Annotated in this window: 16 protein-coding genes; 4 read left to right on the top strand and 12 right to left on the bottom strand. The window is 63.1% G+C overall.

Translation table 11 applies throughout. From position 1 onward, the window contains the following. Positions 1 to 151 precede the first annotated feature (151 nt). From hutH to hutC, 8 genes are all read right to left on the bottom strand, one after another. Complete coding sequence (gene hutH / locus PVZ78_RS12405; protein ID WP_273828744.1) at positions 152 to 1675, bottom strand: histidine ammonia-lyase; 1524 nt, start codon at positions 1673 to 1675, stop codon at positions 152 to 154. 139 nt (positions 1676 to 1814) lie between these two features. Next, positions 1815 to 2645, bottom strand: a complete 831-nt coding sequence (locus tag PVZ78_RS12410) for a quaternary amine ABC transporter ATP-binding protein (RefSeq protein ID WP_009046565.1) — start codon at positions 2643 to 2645, stop codon at positions 1815 to 1817. Further along, a complete protein-coding gene (locus PVZ78_RS12415; protein WP_009046564.1) occupies positions 2642 to 3493 on the bottom strand; it encodes an ABC transporter permease in 852 nt (283 codons plus the stop codon). Before PVZ78_RS12415 ends, PVZ78_RS12410 begins: the two co-directional genes overlap by 4 nt. A gap of 71 nt (positions 3494 to 3564) precedes the next feature. After that, the gene (locus tag PVZ78_RS12420) at positions 3565 to 4533 is read right to left on the bottom strand and encodes an ABC transporter substrate-binding protein (RefSeq protein WP_009046563.1); all 969 of its coding nucleotides are present in this window, start codon (positions 4531 to 4533) and stop codon (positions 3565 to 3567) included. A gap of 74 nt (positions 4534 to 4607) precedes the next feature. Then, on the bottom strand, positions 4608 to 6071 hold the full coding sequence (locus PVZ78_RS12425) for a purine-cytosine permease family protein (protein ID WP_009046562.1): 1464 nt from the start codon (positions 6069 to 6071) through the stop codon (positions 4608 to 4610). 117 nt (positions 6072 to 6188) lie between these two features. Further along, positions 6189 to 7871 carry a urocanate hydratase gene (gene hutU, locus PVZ78_RS12430; protein ID WP_016704424.1) on the bottom strand — a complete coding sequence of 561 codons (1683 nt, stop codon included), beginning with the start codon at positions 7869 to 7871 and terminating at the stop codon, positions 6189 to 6191. A gap of 416 nt (positions 7872 to 8287) precedes the next feature. Further along, on the bottom strand, positions 8288 to 8860 hold the full coding sequence (locus PVZ78_RS12435; RefSeq protein ID WP_041985480.1) for a HutD/Ves family protein: 573 nt from the start codon (positions 8858 to 8860) through the stop codon (positions 8288 to 8290). 9 nt (positions 8861 to 8869) lie between these two features. Further along, positions 8870 to 9538, bottom strand: a complete 669-nt coding sequence (gene hutC / locus PVZ78_RS12440) for a histidine utilization repressor (RefSeq protein WP_231999351.1) — start codon at positions 9536 to 9538, stop codon at positions 8870 to 8872. A gap of 188 nt (positions 9539 to 9726) precedes the next feature. Between hutC and PVZ78_RS12445 the strand changes: the two genes are divergently transcribed. Then, positions 9727 to 11091, top strand: a complete 1365-nt coding sequence (locus PVZ78_RS12445) for a formimidoylglutamate deiminase (protein WP_009046558.1) — start codon at positions 9727 to 9729, stop codon at positions 11089 to 11091. A gap of 42 nt (positions 11092 to 11133) precedes the next feature. On the opposite strand, the gene PVZ78_RS12450 is transcribed toward PVZ78_RS12445, so the two are convergent. Next, positions 11134 to 11703 carry a lipocalin family protein gene (locus PVZ78_RS12450; protein ID WP_009046557.1) on the bottom strand — a complete coding sequence of 190 codons (570 nt, stop codon included), beginning with the start codon at positions 11701 to 11703 and terminating at the stop codon, positions 11134 to 11136. Between the two features lie 36 nt (positions 11704 to 11739). Beyond that, entirely contained in the window at positions 11740 to 11994 is a 255-nt protein-coding gene (locus PVZ78_RS12455; protein ID WP_007925924.1) for a hypothetical protein, read from the bottom strand. 283 nt (positions 11995 to 12277) lie between these two features. Here PVZ78_RS12455 and PVZ78_RS12460 point away from each other — a divergent pair, with 283 nt between their 5' ends. The 3 genes from PVZ78_RS12460 to PVZ78_RS12470 all read left to right on the top strand — a co-directional run bounded on the left by PVZ78_RS12460 (position 12278) and on the right by PVZ78_RS12470 (position 14862). Beyond that, entirely contained in the window at positions 12278 to 14170 is a 1893-nt protein-coding gene (locus PVZ78_RS12460) for a methyl-accepting chemotaxis protein (RefSeq protein WP_273828745.1), read from the top strand. A 90-nt stretch (positions 14171 to 14260) separates the two neighbouring features. Next, positions 14261 to 14533 carry a type II toxin-antitoxin system Phd/YefM family antitoxin gene (locus PVZ78_RS12465; protein WP_016704421.1) on the top strand — a complete coding sequence of 91 codons (273 nt, stop codon included), beginning with the start codon at positions 14261 to 14263 and terminating at the stop codon, positions 14531 to 14533. Beyond that, positions 14530 to 14862 (top strand): type II toxin-antitoxin system RelE/ParE family toxin, encoded by a 333-nt coding sequence (locus PVZ78_RS12470; protein WP_009046554.1) that lies wholly within the window; start codon positions 14530 to 14532, stop codon positions 14860 to 14862. The genes PVZ78_RS12465 and PVZ78_RS12470 overlap by 4 nt, the downstream gene beginning before the upstream one ends. Before the next feature lie 139 nt (positions 14863 to 15001). Here PVZ78_RS12470 and PVZ78_RS12475 read toward each other — a convergent pair whose 3' ends face one another. Further along, entirely contained in the window at positions 15002 to 15604 is a 603-nt protein-coding gene (locus tag PVZ78_RS12475) for a DUF924 family protein (RefSeq protein ID WP_009046553.1), read from the bottom strand. 3 nt (positions 15605 to 15607) lie between these two features. Then, positions 15608 to 16618 carry a class 1 fructose-bisphosphatase gene (locus tag PVZ78_RS12480; protein ID WP_009046552.1) on the bottom strand — a complete coding sequence of 337 codons (1011 nt, stop codon included), beginning with the start codon at positions 16616 to 16618 and terminating at the stop codon, positions 15608 to 15610. Between the last annotated feature and the right edge of the window lie 110 nt (positions 16619 to 16728).

The raw sequence follows: 16728 nt of genomic DNA on the forward strand, positions 1-16728 counted from the left end.
CTCCTTTTGAGAGTTTGTTATTAACTACCAGTCGCTCCGGAAGCTTCCGTTGTCCGTCGCAGCCCGCCGTTTGTGAGCGAGTGGCGCCTTGGCACGCTGGTTTTTCGTGGAAACCGTTGTCGTGGAAAATTCCGTTCTTGCAGGGCGTTGCTCAGCGCACGCCCGGTAAAACCTCCTGCAGCAAGGCCGGAGCCTTGAGCAGCGCCGCCGCGCTGGCGATGTCCGGGGCCAGCCAGCGGTCCTGGTCATAGGCCGCAACCCGCTGGCGCAACAGCTTCCAGGCCGCATCGGTGCCGGCACCGAAACGCTGTTCCTTGAGAAATTCGAAGGCCTGGGCCGCCAGCAGGTATTCGATGGCGAGGATCTGGGTGCAGTTTTCCAGCACACGGGAAAGCTTCAGCGCGGCGTTGGTGCCCAGGCTCAGGTGGTCTTCCTGCAGGCCGGAGGTGACGTAGTTGTCGAGCACCGCCGGTTGCGCCAGCTGGCGGTTTTCCGCACACAGCGAGGCAGCGACGTACTGGACGATCATCATTCCGGAGTTGACCCCGGGGTTGCTCACCAGGAATGCCGGCAAACCGCTGACGTGGGGGTTGATCAAGCGATCCAGGCGCCGTTCGGCGATCGAGCCGATCTCGGCCATGGCGATCGCCAGCAGGTCCGCCGCCAATGCCACCGACTGGCCGTGAGGGTTGGCCTGGGACATCACCCGGTAGTTGTCCGGAGTGCCCAGCACCATCGGGTTATCGGTGACGGAATTGAGCTCGGTCTCAACCTGCTGCGTCGCATGCGCCAACTGATCGCGGGCGGCGCCGTGAACCTGCGGGATGGAACGGATGCTCAGGGCATCCTGGGTGCGGATGCCTTTGCTGGTAGCAATCACTTCGCTGCCGTCGAGCAAGGCACGCAGGTTGATGCCGACCTGCTGCATGCCCGGGTGCGGCTTGAGCGCGATGATCTCGGCATCGAACGCGGCGATCTGCCCGCGCTGCGCCTCGAAGCTCATGGCGCCGATCACGTCGGCCCATTGCAGCAGGCGCGTGGCATCGGCCAGGGCCAGGCAGCTCAGGCCAGTCATGCACGGCGTACCGTTGACCAGGCACAGACCGTCCTTGGCCCCCAGTTGCACCGGCTGCAGGCCTTCCGCCGCCAGCGCCTGCTCGGCCGATACGACCTGCCCGCGATAGCTGACCTGGCCGACACCAAGCAAGGCGATGCTGATATGCGCCATGTGGGTCAGGTAACCCACCGAGCCCTGGGACGGCACCTGCGGGGTGATACCACGATTGAGCAGGGCCAGCAGCGCCTCGACCACCCGGCGATGCAGGCCGGACTTGCCGTGGCTGTAGTTGACGATGGCCGCGCAGATGATCGCCCGGGTCTGCTCGTCCGCCAGCGGCGCGCCCACGCCACAGGCATGGCTGAGCAAGGTGTTGCGCGACAGCTGGCTCAGTTGTTCGTCCTGCAGCGAAACGTTGCACAGCGCGCCCAGGCCAGTGTTGATGCCATAGGCGCGTTCGCCGCTGACGACGATGCGCTGGACGATGGCCTGGGCATTCTCGATGCGTGCCCAGGCCTGGGCCGACAGCTCGAGCTGCGCGCCATGCCGGGCTACGGCGACCACATCCTGCCAACGCAGCGGGGCGTCGGCGATAACGATTTTTTCAGCCTGCGACATGCCAGGTGCCCTCGAATACTTTATTGAGACCGCTTTGCGGTCTATCGCGAGCAAGCTCGCTCCTACAGAGGCAGTGGGAAACCTGTAGGAGCGAGCTTGCTCGCGATAAAAACCTACAGGCCACAATTCCCCAAAGCCTTTAAACCACCGCCGCGCGCCGCTGCACGAAACGGTCGACGTACTCGTCCGCCGGCGAATGCAGGATCTCTTTCGGCGTGCCGACCTGGATCAGCCGGCCATCCTTGAGGATCGCGATGCGGTTGCCGATGCGCACGGCCTCGTCGAGGTCGTGGGTAATGAAGACGATGGTCTTGTGCAGGGTCTTTTGCAGCTCCAGCAACTGGTCCTGCATTTCCGCGCGGATCAGCGGGTCGAGGGCACTGAAGGCTTCGTCCATCAGGATGATGTCGGTGTCCGCCGCCAGGGCGCGGGCCAGGCCGACGCGCTGGCGCATGCCGCCGGACAGCTGGTGCGGGTATTTGGCCTCGTAGCCCTTGAGGCCCACGGTGTTGATCCAGTGCAGCGCGCGCTCGGCGCAGACTTCCTTGCTCTCGCCACGCACCTTGAGGCCGTAGGCGACGTTTTCCTGCACGGTCTTGTGCGGCAGCAGGCCGAAGCTCTGGAACACCATGCTGATCTTGTGCCGGCGAAATTCGCGCAGGGCTTCCATGTCGTATTGCAGGATGTCCACGCCGTCCACCAGGATCGCGCCGCTGGTCGGGTCGATCAGGCGGTTGAAGTGGCGCACCAGGGTCGACTTGCCGGAGCCGGACAGGCCCATGATCACGAAGATCTCGCCGGTGCCGATGCTCAGCGACAGGTCGTTGACCCCGACCACGCAGCCGGTCTCGGCCAGTACCTGGTCCTTGGTCTTGTTCTGGCGAATCATGTTCAGCGCGTCGGCCGAACGGTTGCCGAAAATCTTGAAGACGTTCTTGACTTCGATCTTGCTCACGGTTGCGTTGTTCATTTGCTCACCTCATGGCGTGGACGACCATAGGCTTGGGTAATACGGTCGATGACCACGGCCAGAATCACGATCGCCAGGCCGGCTTCCAGGCCACGGCCGACGTTGAGGGTCTGGATCCCCACCAGCACGTCTTCGCCCAGGCCACGGGCACCGATCATCGAGGCGATCACCACCATCGACAGGGCCATCATGGTGGTCTGGTTGATCCCGGCCATGATGCTCGGCAGGGCCAGCGGCAGTTGCACGCCGAACAGTTGCTGCCAGCGGTTGGCGCCAAAGGCGTTGATCGCTTCCATGACCTCGCCGTCGACCTGGCGGATGCCCAGGTCGGTCAAGCGGATCAGCGGCGGCGCGGCGTAGATCACGGTGGCGAAGATCGCCGGCACCTTGCCCAGGCCGAACAGCATCAGCACCGGGATCAGGTACACGAAGCTCGGCATGGTCTGCATGATGTCCAAGAGCGGCATCAGCACCGAACGCAGGCGATTGCTACGCGCCGAGAGGATCCCCAGGGGAATGCCGATCAGCACCGAAATGAAGGTCGCCACCAGCATCAGCGCCAGGGTCTGCATCAGCTTGTCCCACAGGCCGACCGCACCCACCAGGAACAGCAGGCCGACGATTACCGCGGTGGTCACCAGCTTGCGGGTCGAATGCCAGGCGATGCCGCCGACGATCGCCAGCATCAGCCACCAGGGCGCCAGGCGCAGCAGGCCTTCGAGGTTGACGATGGCCCACAGCAGGGTGTCGGAGATGTGGCGGAACACATCGCCGTAGTTGGTCACCAGCGAATCGACCCAACCGTTGACCCAGTCGGCGATGGAAAAGGTGAAGCTTTCAGGAAACATAGAGAGACTCTCGATCAAGTGGGTTGTGGCGAGGCTCCCGGCTGCGCTTCAGGCAGCCGGAAAGGCTCTACCTACAAGGCCGCGTCGATTTTCTTGGCTGCGTCGTCGCTCACCCATGCGTGCCAGACTTCAGGATGTTCCTTGAGAAAGATTTTCGCCAGTTTCGGCGACTCGATACGTTCCTTCGCCATGCGGCCCAGGTTCTGGTTCAGCAGGTCGATCGGCAGGTTGACCTTTTCCAGCACGGCCACCAGCTCAGGCGCTTGTTCGTGGAAGGTCTTGGACAGGCCAACCTTGATCGTCACGCTCTTGTCCACGCCCGGCTTTTCTTCCAGCTTCACCAGGTCGACCTGGCCCATCAGCGGGGTTGGCGACCAGTAGTAGAACAGGATCGGTTCGCCACGCTTGTAGCTCGACAGCACCGCGGCATCCAGCGCCGGGCCGGTGCCTGGGCGGAAGTTGGTGTAGCTGCTTTCCAGGCCGTAGCTTTTCAGCATCTCGCTGTTGTCCAGCTCGCAGGTCCAGCCGGCCGGGCAGTTATAGAAACGGCCTTTGCTCGGCTCTTCCGGGTCCTTGAACACGGCGGAATACTTGGCCAGGTCGGCGATGTTCTTCAGGTCCGGGGCCTTGGCTTCCAGCTTGCGCTTGGCATCGCCCTCGATCACGTAGCGCGGCACGTACCAGCCTTCGATGGCGCCCACCACCGGGGCGCCGACGCCGACCACCTTGCCGGCCTTCTCGGCCTTGTTCCAGACCTCGCTGCGACCGACCCACTCCTCGGCGAAAACCTGGATGTCATTGCTGCTCAGGGCGTTCTCCATGGTGATGGAGTTGCCTGGCAGGCTGTCGGTCTTGCAGCCGTAGCCTTTTTCCAGGACCACTTGCAGCACGTCGGTCAGCAACATGCCGCTTTCCCAGTTCAGGCCGGCGAATTTCACCGGTTTGCCGGACTCGCACCAGCCGGCCGCCTGGGTAGCGCCGGCGCTGGCCAGCAGGCCCATGGAAAGCAAAGTGGTCAGCAGGGTCTTATTCATTTTCATTGTGTGACGCTCCCAATCATTGAAATGGATTACGGCAGTCAAAAGGCATCCAGCCCGTCCACGTCCAATCAGGTCTAGACCGCAGTAGCGCGGCCTGCCCCACTCAGCTTTTGTTCTGTGATCGAGTCCTGCTCTACCGGCAGGATCAGGCGATCGGGTACAGCGCCATGCCATTTCTTCGCGCAGACGTAATACAGCGCCGCGGGAACCACCAGGCCGACGATCCAGGAGATATCCACGCCACCCAGGACTTCCACCAGCGGACCGGTGTAGAACTTGGTGCCGATGAACGGCAGCTGCACCAGCACGCCGATCACGTAGACGCTGATCCCGAGGATGTTCCAGCGGCCGTAGCGACCGTTCGGATCGGCCAGCGCCGGCACGTCATAGTGCTCGCGGGTGATGCAGTAGTAGTCCACCAGGTTGACCGCGCTCCACGGGGTGAAGAAGGCCAGCAGGAAGAGGATGAAAGACTTGAACGCACCGAGGAACGAGTGCTGGCCGAGCAAGGCGATCAGGGTCGCGGTGCCGACGATGACCAGCACGAACACCAGGCGCTGCAAGCGCGTCACTTCCAGGTGGCCACGGAAGCCACTGATGATGGTGGCGATGCACATGAAGCTGCCGTAGGAGTTCAGCGTCGAGATGGTGATCTTGCCGAAGGCGATGCTGAAGTACAGCAGCGCCGCGGTGGCACCGCTGCCGCCCAGGCCGACGATGTAGGCCACTTCGTGACCGGCGAACTGCCCGTCGGCCATGGCTGCGGCGAACACGCCGAGCATCATCGCCACCTGCGCGCCGATCACTGAGCCTGCGCCAGCGGCGAGGAAGGTTTTCACCGAGGAGGTCTTGCTCGGCAGGTAGCGCGAATAGTCCGCCACGTAGGGGCCGAAGGCGATCTGCCAGGACGCGGCGAGCGACACCGCGAGCAGGAAGCTGCTCCAGCTGAAGTGGCGGATTTCCAACAGCGCGCCAACGTCGGTCTGACTCATCAGGCGGCTGAACAGGTAAACGAAGGCGATCACGCCAATGACGCTGGCGGCGCGACCGATGAAATGGATCACCCGGTAGCCAAGCACCGTGACCAGCACGATGACGCTGGCGAAGATCAGGATCCCGACGCTGTCACTGACCCCGAACAGCTGGCCCAGCGCCTGGCCGGAAAGCACGGTGCCGGTAGCCGTGAAGCCCAGGTACATCAGGCACACCAGGACAATCGGGATGGCCGCGCCATAGACGCCGAACTGGACCCGGCTGGAGATCATCTGCGGCAGGCCGAGCTTGGGCCCCTGCGCCGCGTGCAACGCCATCACACCGCCGCCCAGCAGTTGACCGATGAGCAGGCCGATCAACGACCAGAACACATCACCGCCCAGCACCACCGCCAGAGCGCCAGTGACGATGGCCGTGATCTGCAGGTTAGCCCCCAGCCACAGGGTGAACTGGCTGTAGAGCTTGCCGTGGCGTTCGGCTTCGGGGATGTAGTTGATCGAGCGCCGTTCGATCAGGGGTTTGGAGCTATCGCTGGCCGTGGACATCGTTATTGTTCTCCCGGGAGATTCTTGTCATGTCAAAGCTCTGCTACATGGACCGAGCCGCCGCACTACAGCGTGCGACGGCTCCTTCCCTGATCCTGGCGGCAATCCGCCGGGAGCTTACTTGCCAGTGATCATCGGCAGGTTCAGGCCCTGTTCCTTGGCGCAGTCGATGGCGATCTGGTAACCGGCATCGGCGTGACGCATGACACCGGTACCCGGGTCGTTATGCAGCACACGGGCGATACGCTCGGCCGCTTCGTCGGTACCGTCGCAGACGATCACCATCCCGGAGTGCTGGGAGAAGCCCATGCCGACGCCGCCGCCGTGGTGCAGGGAAACCCAGGTCGCACCGCTGGCGGTGTTCAGCAGGGCGTTGAGCAGCGGCCAGTCGGACACGGCGTCGGAACCGTCCTGCATCGATTCGGTTTCGCGGTTCGGGCTGGATACCGAGCCGGAGTCCAGGTGGTCGCGACCGATCACGATCGGCGCCGACAGCTCGCCGCTGCGCACCATTTCGTTGAACGCCAGGCCGAGCTTGGCGCGCAGGCCCAGGCCAACCCAGCAAATACGCGCCGGCAGGCCCTGGAAGCTGATGCGCTCGCGCGCCATGTCCAGCCAGTTGTGCAGGTGAGCGTCGTCCGGGATCAGTTCCTTGACCTTGGCGTCGGTCTTGTAGATGTCCTGCGGATCGCCCGACAGCGCGGCCCAGCGGAACGGACCGATGCCGCGACAGAACAGCGGACGGATATAGGCCGGTACGAAGCCAGGGAAGTCGAAGGCGTTCTCGACGCCCTCTTCCTGGGCCATCTGACGGATGTTGTTGCCGTAGTCGAAGGTCGGGATGCCCTGCTTCTGGAAGTCGAGCATGGCCTTGACGTGCACGGCCATCGATTGCTTGGCCGCCTTGACCACCGCCGCCGGCTCGGTCTTGGCGCGCTCGCGGTACTGCTCCCAGGTCCAGCCGGCCGGCAGGTAGCCGTTGAGCGGGTCGTGGGCGCTGGTCTGGTCGGTGACCATGTCCGGACGCACGCCGCGACGGACCATTTCCGGGAGGATTTCAGCCGCGTTGCCGCACAGGGCGATGGAGATCGCCTTGCCTTCGGCGGTGTACTTGGCGATACGCGCCAGGGCGTCATCCAGGTCCTTGGCCTGCTCGTCGACATAGCGGGTCTTGAGGCGGAAATCGATGCTGCTCTGCTGGCATTCGATGTTCAGCGAGCAGGCGCCGGCCAGGGTCGCGGCCAGAGGCTGGGCGCCACCCATGCCGCCGAGGCCGGCGGTCAGGACCCAGCGGCCCTTGAGGTTGTCGTTGTAGTGTTGGCGACCGGCTTCGACGAAGGTTTCGTAGGTGCCCTGGACGATGCCCTGGCTGCCGATGTAGATCCAACTGCCGGCGGTCATCTGGCCGTACATGGCCAGGCCCTTGGCATCCAGTTCGTTGAAGTGTTCCCAGGTGGCCCAGTGCGGTACCAGGTTGGAGTTGGCGATCAGCACACGCGGTGCGTTGCTGTGGGTCTTGAACACGCCGACCGGCTTGCCGGATTGCACCAGCAGGGTCTCGTCGTCATTCAGGTTGGTCAGGCTCTCGACGATCTTGTCGTAGCACTCCCAGTTGCGCGCGGCGCGGCCGATGCCACCGTAGACCACCAGTTCTTTCGGGTTCTCGGCGACTTCCGGATCGAGGTTGTTCATCAGCATGCGCAGCGGCGCTTCTGTCAGCCAGCTCTTGGCGGTCAGCTTGTTGCCGCGGGCAGCGCGAATTTCGACGTTCCGGTATTTCGTAGGTTTATTCTCAGTCACGAAAAAACTCCTCAGCGATCAATCCAAACCAACCCAGGCAGTGGGCGAGCGTGCCTGCGCGCAGGGCGCTGCGCAGCAAGCGAATCAGGGGACGCTGCGAAGAGTCTTCAGCGACTCATACGCATACGTCTTTACTTGTACATACAAGCATATGCAATCGAGCGGCCAACTCGTTGAATGCACCTTCAAGAAAATCTCTGGAAATGCTGGAGAGGCCCTTGGATCAAGGGTTTCAGCGTCGATTATTTTTTCGCGGGGAATGTGGCGAGAGATGTGAGCGCTGTTACTTCGGCTGAGCCTTGCGCCACGCTGGGGCGTTCGGTAACAAATTGGTGCGCGAGGGAAACAACATCAGGGAGGGAGAGAAACAGGAGGGTTTTGTAGCCGCTGCCGAAGGCTGCGGCAGCGGCTACAGGTCAGATAGCCGTCAGTTCGATCACGCAGCAAGCGCCGCTGACGCTGACTTCCCGCAGGCCGGGGTTATCGAGCAGTTGCAGGCAGTCATGGCGCTCCAGCAAGGCGGCGACACCACCACCCAGGTCGGCGCGCATTTCGTCGGCCACGCTGAATACCAGCACCGTGCTGGCCTGGGTGAAGAAACGCTGGCCACCCTGCAGCCATTGCAAGCGAGCGCTGTAGCGATCCGGCGCGTAAATCAGGTTGAAGTCGCGAATCGGCCCGTCGATCAGGGTGCAGGCGACCTGGCTGGCGCCACTGAAGGCAAAGGGGTCCAGCGGTAACAGTGCGCGGCTGTCCTGGCCGTCCACCGTCAGGGTCATGCCCGCGCCTTGCAGCACGGTGATGATGCGCTGGTAGCCGGTGAAGCTGGAAAAGCCGCCGGACTCGCCGATATCGGCGATCGACAGCCGCCAGCCGAAACCTTCCAGGCCGACGCCGGCGTCCCGGGTGATCTCTTCGGTGCTGCCGCCACCGTTCTTCCACGGCATGCGCGGGTAGCTGGCCGCGCGCAAAACGTTCAACTGAGTCATTGATGCCCCTTACTTATGAAACCGCCCTTCCAGGCTGTGACGAGAACCCGGGTGGATCAGGCGCGCGGCGGTCACCGGCTGGCGGCCGGACCAGGTCCGGCGGCGAATCAGCAGGCACGGCTCGCCGCGCTCGATCTGCAGCAACTTGCATTCTTCCGGCTCGGCCAGAATCGCCTCGACCACATGCTCGCCCTCGGTCAGCGGCGCGACCTGGTTCAGGTAGGCGTATGGGGTCTGCAGGGTGAAGTCCTGCTTGAGGTAGTCCGGCGCCACCAGCGCGTTGACGAAGCGGTCCTCGATCTGCACCGGGATATCGTTCTCGAAATGCACGATCAGCGAGTGGAAGACCCTCTGCCCTTCGCGCATTTCCAGGGCCACGGCGCGCTCGGAACCGGCCGTCTCTTCACCCAGGGTGATGACCTTGCAGGTGTGGCGATGGCCGCGCGAGGCGATCTCGTCGGCGATGTTGTGCACCTCGAACAAGGCCGACTGGCTCTTGGGTTCGGCGACGAAAGTCCCCACGCCCTGCATGCGCACCAGCATGCCTTCGGCGGTCATCTCGCGCAGGGCGCGGTTGATGGTCATGCGGCTGAACCCCAGCTGGCTGACCAGCTCGCTTTCCGAGGGCACACGGTAGTGCGGCGGCCAGTTTCCACTCTCGATCTGCTGAGTGATCATCTGCTTGACGCGGGCGTACAGGGGCGCCGGACTATCGCCCAGATGGGCGGCCAGCGGGGAGTTGGCGGGCGGAGTCGGCACGGGAAATCCTTGTTTGTCGAAGAAGGCCACTAGCTTGCCGGAGTTTACCGAGCAGGCAAACGTCTGTATATGTATATACAAATAACACACGACGGGGTGCTTGAACCATGTCCGCCTTCTTTGCCGAACGCGCACTGCTGCCTAACGGATGGGCCAACAACGTACGTCTCGAGGTCAGCGCCGACGGCCTGTTGACCCACATCCAGGCCGATGCCAGCGCAGAAGGCGCCGAACGGCTCCAGGGCCCGCTGCTGCCGGGCATGCCCAACCTGCACTCCCACGCCTTCCAGCGGGCGATGGCCGGGCTGGCGGAAGTGGCCGGCAACCCCAACGACAGCTTCTGGACCTGGCGCGACCTGATGTATCGCCTGGTGGGCAAGATCAGCCCGGACCAGCTGGGCATCATCGCCCGCCAGCTGTACATCGAAATGCTCAAGGCCGGTTACACCTCGGTCGCCGAATTCCATTACGTGCATCACGACACCAGCGGCCAGCCCTACGCCGACCCGGCCGAGCTGTCGCTGCGTATCAGCCAGGCCGCCAGCGCCGCCGGCATCGGCCTGACCCTGCTGCCGGTGCTGTACAGCCACTCCGGTTTCGGCGGCCAGGCGCCCAACGAAGGCCAGCGCCGCTTCATCAACAGCACGGAAAACTACCTCAAGCTGCAAAGCCGCCTGCAACCGCTGCTGGCCCGGCAGCCGGCCCAGCAGTTGGGGCTGTGCTTCCACTCGTTGCGCGCGGTCACCCCGCAGCAGATCAGCGAGGTGCTGGCCGCCAGCGACAAGCTGTGCCCGGTGCATATCCACATCGCCGAACAGCAGAAGGAAGTCGACGACTGCCTGACCTGGAGTGGACGCCGACCGCTGCAATGGCTGTATGAAAACACCGAGGTCGATCAGCGCTGGTGCCTGGTCCACGCCACCCACGCGAATGCCGAAGAAGTCAGCCTCATGGCGCAAAGCCGGGCCATCGCCGGCCTGTGCCTGACCACCGAGGCCAATCTCGGCGACGGGATTTTCCCGGCGGTGGATTTCCTTGCCCAGGGCGGGCGCATGGGCATCGGCTCCGACAGCCATGTGTCGCTGAGCGTGGTGGAGGAATTGCGTTGGGCGGAATATGGCCAGCGCCTGCGCGATCAACGCCGCAACCGCTTGTATCGAAACGACCAGCCGATGGTTGGCCGGACCCTGTACGACGCCGCGCTGGACGGTGGCGCCCAGGCCCTGGGGCAGCCGATCGGCGCCCTGGAAGTGGGCAAGCGCGCCGACTGGCTGGTGCTCGACGGCAACGATCCTTACCTGGCCACCGCCGAGGGCGACGGCATCCTCAACCGCTGGCTGTTCGCCGGCGGTGATCGCCAGGTACGCGATGTGCTGGTCAACGGTCAGTGGGTGGTGCGCGACGGACGTCACGCAGGCGAGGAAGAAAGCAATCGGGCCTTTACCCGGGTGCTGCGCGACCTGCTCGGCTGAAGCCGTCACCGCGGGAGCCAGCGTGCTGGTTCCCGCATGGATTCACTTCGAGGTCTTGGCCATCGCCGAGTCCGACACACGCCAGATCAGGCGGGTGGTGTCATACCCTTGCTGACGCGCCCTGCTCAGCAGATCCTCGCGAACCGCCTCGCTGACATTCGGCCGGCGCGACAACAGCCACAGGTATCGACGATCCGGGTTGCCGACAATGGCGGTCTTGTAGTCGTCGCTCACGTACAGCACCCAGTAGTCGCCCTTGGCCAGGCCCGGTATCAAACGGGAAAACCAGGTATCGAACTCGACCCACAGCTTGTCGGTTTTATCCGGCGCCTGCGGCGTTGCCGTGCCCCGCACCTCTTCCCATTGCCAGTTGGCGGTCAGGCAGCGGTTGAGCACCGTCATATTGCCTTCGGGCAACAGGGTGTAGCGGGCTTCGGATTGCGCGCAGTTACGTTGGAAATACATCGGCAAACGCGCCAACTCGTACCAGGTCCCTTGGTAACGCTTGAGATCGACGTGATTCGCGGTCTTGGGCGCCAGTGAATCGTCCCGGGAAGTGGCGCAGCCGGCCAACAACAGGCCGGCCAGAAGAGTGACTAGCAAACGCATCATTATTTTTCTCCCGTGGGCACGTGGCCCCGGTTTTTTTTACTTCAGGCCTTGCCCGGAAAACATCAACACTTTGTCACCGGCGTACTGCACGCTGATAAAGCTGTTCTTGTCGCCCCAGGTGCAGCTGGACATGCCCAGCGCGCCGGAACAGTCGGTCGGTTTGCCCAGCAGTTTTTCAACTTCGGCCTTGGGCATGCCGGCCGACAGCTTGGAATAGTTTTCCTGATTGATCTTGCCGCACGCAGCCAACAGCACGCAGAACGACAACAGAGCGAGAGAACGCAGGGACATGGTGAAACTCCTGGGCGGACGGGGGGATGGCATGCTGCCAACCAGAAGCTTAGAAGAGAAAAGCCCCATCTGGTTCCCCAGCCAGACGGCTATTTATTGTGACGCAGCGCCCAGCATTTCCTCCCGAATCAACCACTTTGCGACGGCCAAAGACATTTCGTCGGACAGGCTTCGACGCCCCTCATCTTTAGTGATGGCCAGTCGACATAAAAGCAGCGAAAAAGCCGCCGTTATGGCAAATTGACGCCCCCTCGCTGACCACCCTCTCGCGGTAGTTCACTTAATGACCAGAAACATGAAATTCAGCCATAAGATCCTGCTTGCCGCCGCTCTTGTGGTCGCCGTTGCGTTCGTCTGTTTTATCCTGTTCAACGACTATCGACAGCGCGAAGCCCTGCGCAGCAGCAACGAATCCTCCATGCAGGAACTCGGCAGCCTGACCAGCAGCAACATCCAGACCTGGCTGGAAAGCCGCATCCAGTTGCTGCACACCCTGGCCCAGCAGATCGCCGTGGACGGCAGCGGTGCCGACGGCCTGAAACGCAGCGTCGGCCTCCCCGCCTACGCCAGCAACTTCCAGCTCAGCTATTTCGGCGGCCAGGACGGTGCGATGTTCTCGGTCCCGGCGGGCAACCGCGCGCCCGATTACGATCCGCGCGCCCGCGGCTGGTACAAGGCGGCCAACGCGGCCCAGCAGACCATCGTCACCGAACCCTACATCGCCGCCTCTTCCGGCAAGCTGGTGATCACCGTCGCCACCCCGGTCCAGCACCAGGGCAGCTTCATCGGCGTCGCCGGGGCCGATATCGACCTGTCCAACGTCAGCGCCATCATCAACTCGCTGAACTTCGGCGGCCATGGCCAGGCGTTCATCGTCAGCGCCGGCGGCAAGATCCTGATCCACCCGGACAGCAAGCTGGTGCTCAAGAACCTCAGCGACGCCTACCCCAATGGCGCTCCGCAGGTCAGCCCGGGCCTGAAGGAAGTCGAGCTGGACGGCAAGACCCAGTTCATCTCCTTCACCCGGGTCAACGGTGTGCCGTCGGCGGACTGGTACGTGGCGCTGGTGCTGGACAAGGACACCGCGTTCTCGATGCTCAGCGAATTCCGCACCTCGGCGATCATCGCCATGCTGATCGCCGTAGTGATCATCATCAGCCTGCTGGGCATGCTGATCCGCGTGCTGATGCAACCGCTGCACCTGATGGGCCGCGCCATGCACGACATCGCCGAGGGCGAAGGCGACCTGACCAAGCGCCTGACCATCCATGGCCACGACGAGTTCGGCACCCTGGGCGCGTCGTTCAACCGCTTCGTCGAACGGGTTCACGGCTCGATCCGCGAAGTCGCCTCGGCCACCGGCCAGGTCAACGAGGTCGCCCTGCGGGTGGTCAGCGCCTCGAACTCGTCGATGTTCAACTCCGACCAGCAGGCCAGCCGCACCAGCAGCGTCGCCGCGGCGATCAACCAGCTCGGCGCCGCCGCCCAGGAAATCGCCCAGAACGCCGCCCTGGCATCGCAGCACTCCAGCGATGCGCGCAACCTGGCCAGCGAAGGCCAGGCCGTGGTGGGCCAGACCATCGCCGCCATGCAGCAGCTATCGGCGAAGATCAGCGACTCCTGCGGCAACATCGAGACGCTGAACAGCAACACGGTGAACATCGGGCAGATCCTCGAAGTCATCACCAGCATCTCCCAGCAGACCAACCTGTTGGCCCTCAACGCCGCCATCGAGGCCGCCCGCGCCGGTGAGGCCGGGCGTGGTTTCGCAGTGGTCGCCGACGAAGTGCGCAACCTCGCCCACCGCACCCAGGACTCGGCGCAGCAGGTGCAGAAGATGATCGAGGACCTGCAGGTCGGCGCCCGCCAGGCGGTGAACACCATGACCGAAAGCCAGCGCGAGAGCGAAAGCAGCGTCGGCATCGCCAACCAGGCCGGCCAGCGCCTGGGCAGCGTGACCCAGCGCATCGGTGAGATCGACGGCATGAACCAGTCCGTGGCCACCGCCACCGAGGAACAGACCGCCGTGGTGGAGTCGATCAACGTCGACATCACCGAGATCAACACCCTCCACCAGGAAGGCGTGGAAAACCTGCAGGCAACCCTGCGCGCCTGCGCCGACCTGGAGCAGCAAGCGGCGCGGTTGACGCATCTGGTGGGCAGTTTCCGCATTTAACGATCGGCAACACTCAACTCGTCTGGCGCGGCGCACACAGGACTGAATAAAGACTAAACTCAGCCCTGCTTCCCCAGACGAGATGCTCCCATGAAGCTTTCTTCTCAGATCAAACCGATCAGCTACCTGAAAAGCCACGCCGCCGAGATCGTCAAGACCATCACCGAAAGCCGTGAGCCCATGGTCATTACCCAGAATGGCGAGGCGAAACTGGTGGTCATGGATGTGAAAAGCTTCGAGCAGCAGGAAGAAACCATGGCGCTGCTGAAGATCCTCGCCCTCGGTAATCGCGAGATCGATGAAGGCCAATTCCGTGATGCGGAGGACGTGTTCGCCGACCTGGACCAGGCTGACCAGCCGTGACGTTCAAGGTAGTGCTTCTGCATTCAGCGGAAACCGACCTCATCGAGTTGCGTACCTACCTCACCCAGCGGTTCTCCACCGCCACCTGGCAAAGCAGCTACGGCAACCTGAAACAGGCCATTCGCCAACTGGCCACCCTGCCCTATGCCGGGGTGATTCCCGAAGAACTCGAACAACTGCATATCGGTCACTACCGACAGATACTCTCGGGAATGAATCGAATCATCTATGAAGTACGGGACGCCACCGTCTACATCCATGTCATCGCCGACACCCGCCGAGACCTGCAAAGCTTGCTGATGGCACGGTTGCTGCGCGCCAAGCGCTAAGTATTCATGGGGCTTGAGGCCCTATCGCGGGCAATCGAGCGTCGACCGGCCGCTCCTACAGAAGAACCTAGGCGTCTGTAGGAGCGAGCGGGCGGCGATCCGACTTGCCCGCGATAGCGTTTGATGCTGCTCAGAAGATTTAGAAGCTGGAACCCGGCTCGCGCAGGAATGCCAGTTCCTCCGGCGTCGATTCACGCCCGAGAATCCGATTGCGATGGGGGAAGCGCCCGAAGCGGGCGATGATTTTCTGATGCCGTTCGGCGTAGTCCAGCTGGTCGGCGAACACCGGTCGATCTTCCGGCGGCTGTTCGTCCTGCAACGCGGCGAACCTGGAGATCGCTTCGTTCTGCACCGCCAGGTTCTCGCAATGCTCGAACACCAGGTAGATGAAGCTGCGCTGCATCGCGGGCAGTTGCCGGTCGAAATCCGCGGCGATGCCCTGGGCCACCAGTGCCTGGGCACGCAGGTCGCCGGCAAAGCTCTTGGGGGTTTCGCGATACAGCATGCGTGGCAGTTGGTCGAGCAGCAGCACCAGGGCCAGCCAGCCTTGCGGGCGTTGCGCCCACTCGGTCAATCCACCGGCCAGCGCCTGTTCCACCAGATCCCCGAAACGCTCGCGCGCCTCGAGGTCCTGGCTGTCACGCTTGCCAAACCACAGCTTGCCCTTTTCAGCGACGATGTCCGCAGGTTTCTCGGCAGAGCCGAACCACCAGTCGAGCAGGGGCTGCCAGGGCGCGGCCATGATTTATTCCTTGTGGTAGGCGGTGACGCGGGCGACTTCTTCCTTCGAGCCGAGGAACACCGCTACGCGCTGGTGCAGGCCTTCAGGCTGGATGTCGAGAATGCGCTGGTGGCCGTCGGTGGCGGCGCCGCCGGCCTGTTCAACCAGGAACGACATCGGGTTGGCTTCGTACATCAGGCGCAGTTTGCCCGGCTTCGATGGCTCGCGGCTGTCACGTGGGTACATGAACACGCCACCACGGGTCAGGATGCGGTGTACGTCGGCGACCATCGCGGCGACCCAGCGCATGTTGAAGTTCTTCTTCAGCGGACCTTCCTCGCCAGCCATCAGCTCGCTCACGTAGCGCGCGACCGGCGCTTCCCAGTGACGCTGGTTGGACATGTTGATGGCGAATTCCTGGGTACTCTCAGGAATGGTCAGGTCTTCGTGGGTCAGCACGAAGCTGCCCATTTCACGGTCCAGGGTAAAGCCCTTGACGCCATCGCCCAGGGTCAGCACCAGCATGGTCTGCGGACCGTAGATGGCATAACCGGCGGCTACCTGCTGGGTGCCTGGTTGCAGGAAGGCCTTTTCGTTCAGGGCTTCGTTCTGGCTCAGGTGCTCGTTCGGGCAACGCAGCACGGAGAAGATGGTGCCGACCGGCGCGTTGATGTCGATGTTCGACGAACCGTCCAGCGGGTCGAACACCAGCAGGTAGGCGCCTTTCGGGTATTTGCCCGGGATCTGGTAGGCGTTGTCCATTTCCTCGGACGCCATGCCGGCCAGGTGGCCGCCCCATTCGTTGGCTTCGAGCAGGATCTCGTTGGAGAGCACGTCGAGCTTCTTCTGCACTTCGCCTTGGACGTTCTCAGTGCCCATGCTGCCCAGGACACCGCCCAGGGCGCCTTTGGACACGGCGTGGCTGATCTCCTTGCAGGCACGCGCCACCACTTCGATCAGGAAGCGCAGATCGGCAGGAGTGTTGTTGCTGCGGGTCTGCTCAATCAAATAGCGACTCAGGGTAACGCGGGACATGGAAGGCTCCGGAGGAATGGGGGGGCTAAAAAACCCGCGCAGTTTAGCGCGAGTCGGGGTGCATTTCCTCCTATGAGACGAGATCCGTCATAGAGAGTTCATGCGTGGGG

This window comes from Pseudomonas sp. SBT1-2, from assembly GCF_028640875.1.
Classification (GTDB): domain Bacteria; phylum Pseudomonadota; class Gammaproteobacteria; order Pseudomonadales; family Pseudomonadaceae; genus Aquipseudomonas; species Aquipseudomonas chlororaphis_I.

Excerpts from the sequence above, each read along its gene's own strand:
- hutH (WP_273828744.1), bottom strand. The coding sequence starts at position 1,675 with ATGTCGCAGGCTGAAAAAATCGTTATCGCCGACGCCCCGCTGCGTTGG.
- PVZ78_RS12455 (WP_007925924.1), bottom strand. The coding sequence starts at position 11,994 with ATGTCCCTGCGTTCTCTCGCTCTGTTGTCGTTCTGCGTGCTGTTGGCT.
- PVZ78_RS12460 (WP_273828745.1), top strand. The coding sequence starts at position 12,278 with ATGACCAGAAACATGAAATTCAGCCATAAGATCCTGCTTGCCGCCGCT.
- PVZ78_RS12480 (WP_009046552.1), bottom strand. The coding sequence starts at position 16,618 with ATGTCCCGCGTTACCCTGAGTCGCTATTTGATTGAGCAGACCCGCAGC.
- PVZ78_RS12420 (WP_009046563.1), bottom strand. The coding sequence starts at position 4,533 with ATGAAAATGAATAAGACCCTGCTGACCACTTTGCTTTCCATGGGCCTG.
- PVZ78_RS12475 (WP_009046553.1), bottom strand. The coding sequence starts at position 15,604 with ATGGCCGCGCCCTGGCAGCCCCTGCTCGACTGGTGGTTCGGCTCTGCC.
- PVZ78_RS12450 (WP_009046557.1), bottom strand. The coding sequence starts at position 11,703 with ATGATGCGTTTGCTAGTCACTCTTCTGGCCGGCCTGTTGTTGGCCGGC.
- PVZ78_RS12435 (WP_041985480.1), bottom strand. The coding sequence starts at position 8,860 with ATGACTCAGTTGAACGTTTTGCGCGCGGCCAGCTACCCGCGCATGCCG.
- PVZ78_RS12445 (WP_009046558.1), top strand. The coding sequence starts at position 9,727 with ATGTCCGCCTTCTTTGCCGAACGCGCACTGCTGCCTAACGGATGGGCC.
- PVZ78_RS12425 (WP_009046562.1), bottom strand. The coding sequence starts at position 6,071 with ATGTCCACGGCCAGCGATAGCTCCAAACCCCTGATCGAACGGCGCTCG.
- PVZ78_RS12465 (WP_016704421.1), top strand. The coding sequence starts at position 14,261 with ATGAAGCTTTCTTCTCAGATCAAACCGATCAGCTACCTGAAAAGCCAC.
- PVZ78_RS12415 (WP_009046564.1), bottom strand. The coding sequence starts at position 3,493 with ATGTTTCCTGAAAGCTTCACCTTTTCCATCGCCGACTGGGTCAACGGT.
- PVZ78_RS12410 (WP_009046565.1), bottom strand. The coding sequence starts at position 2,645 with ATGAACAACGCAACCGTGAGCAAGATCGAAGTCAAGAACGTCTTCAAG.
- hutC (WP_231999351.1), bottom strand. The coding sequence starts at position 9,538 with ATGATCACTCAGCAGATCGAGAGTGGAAACTGGCCGCCGCACTACCGT.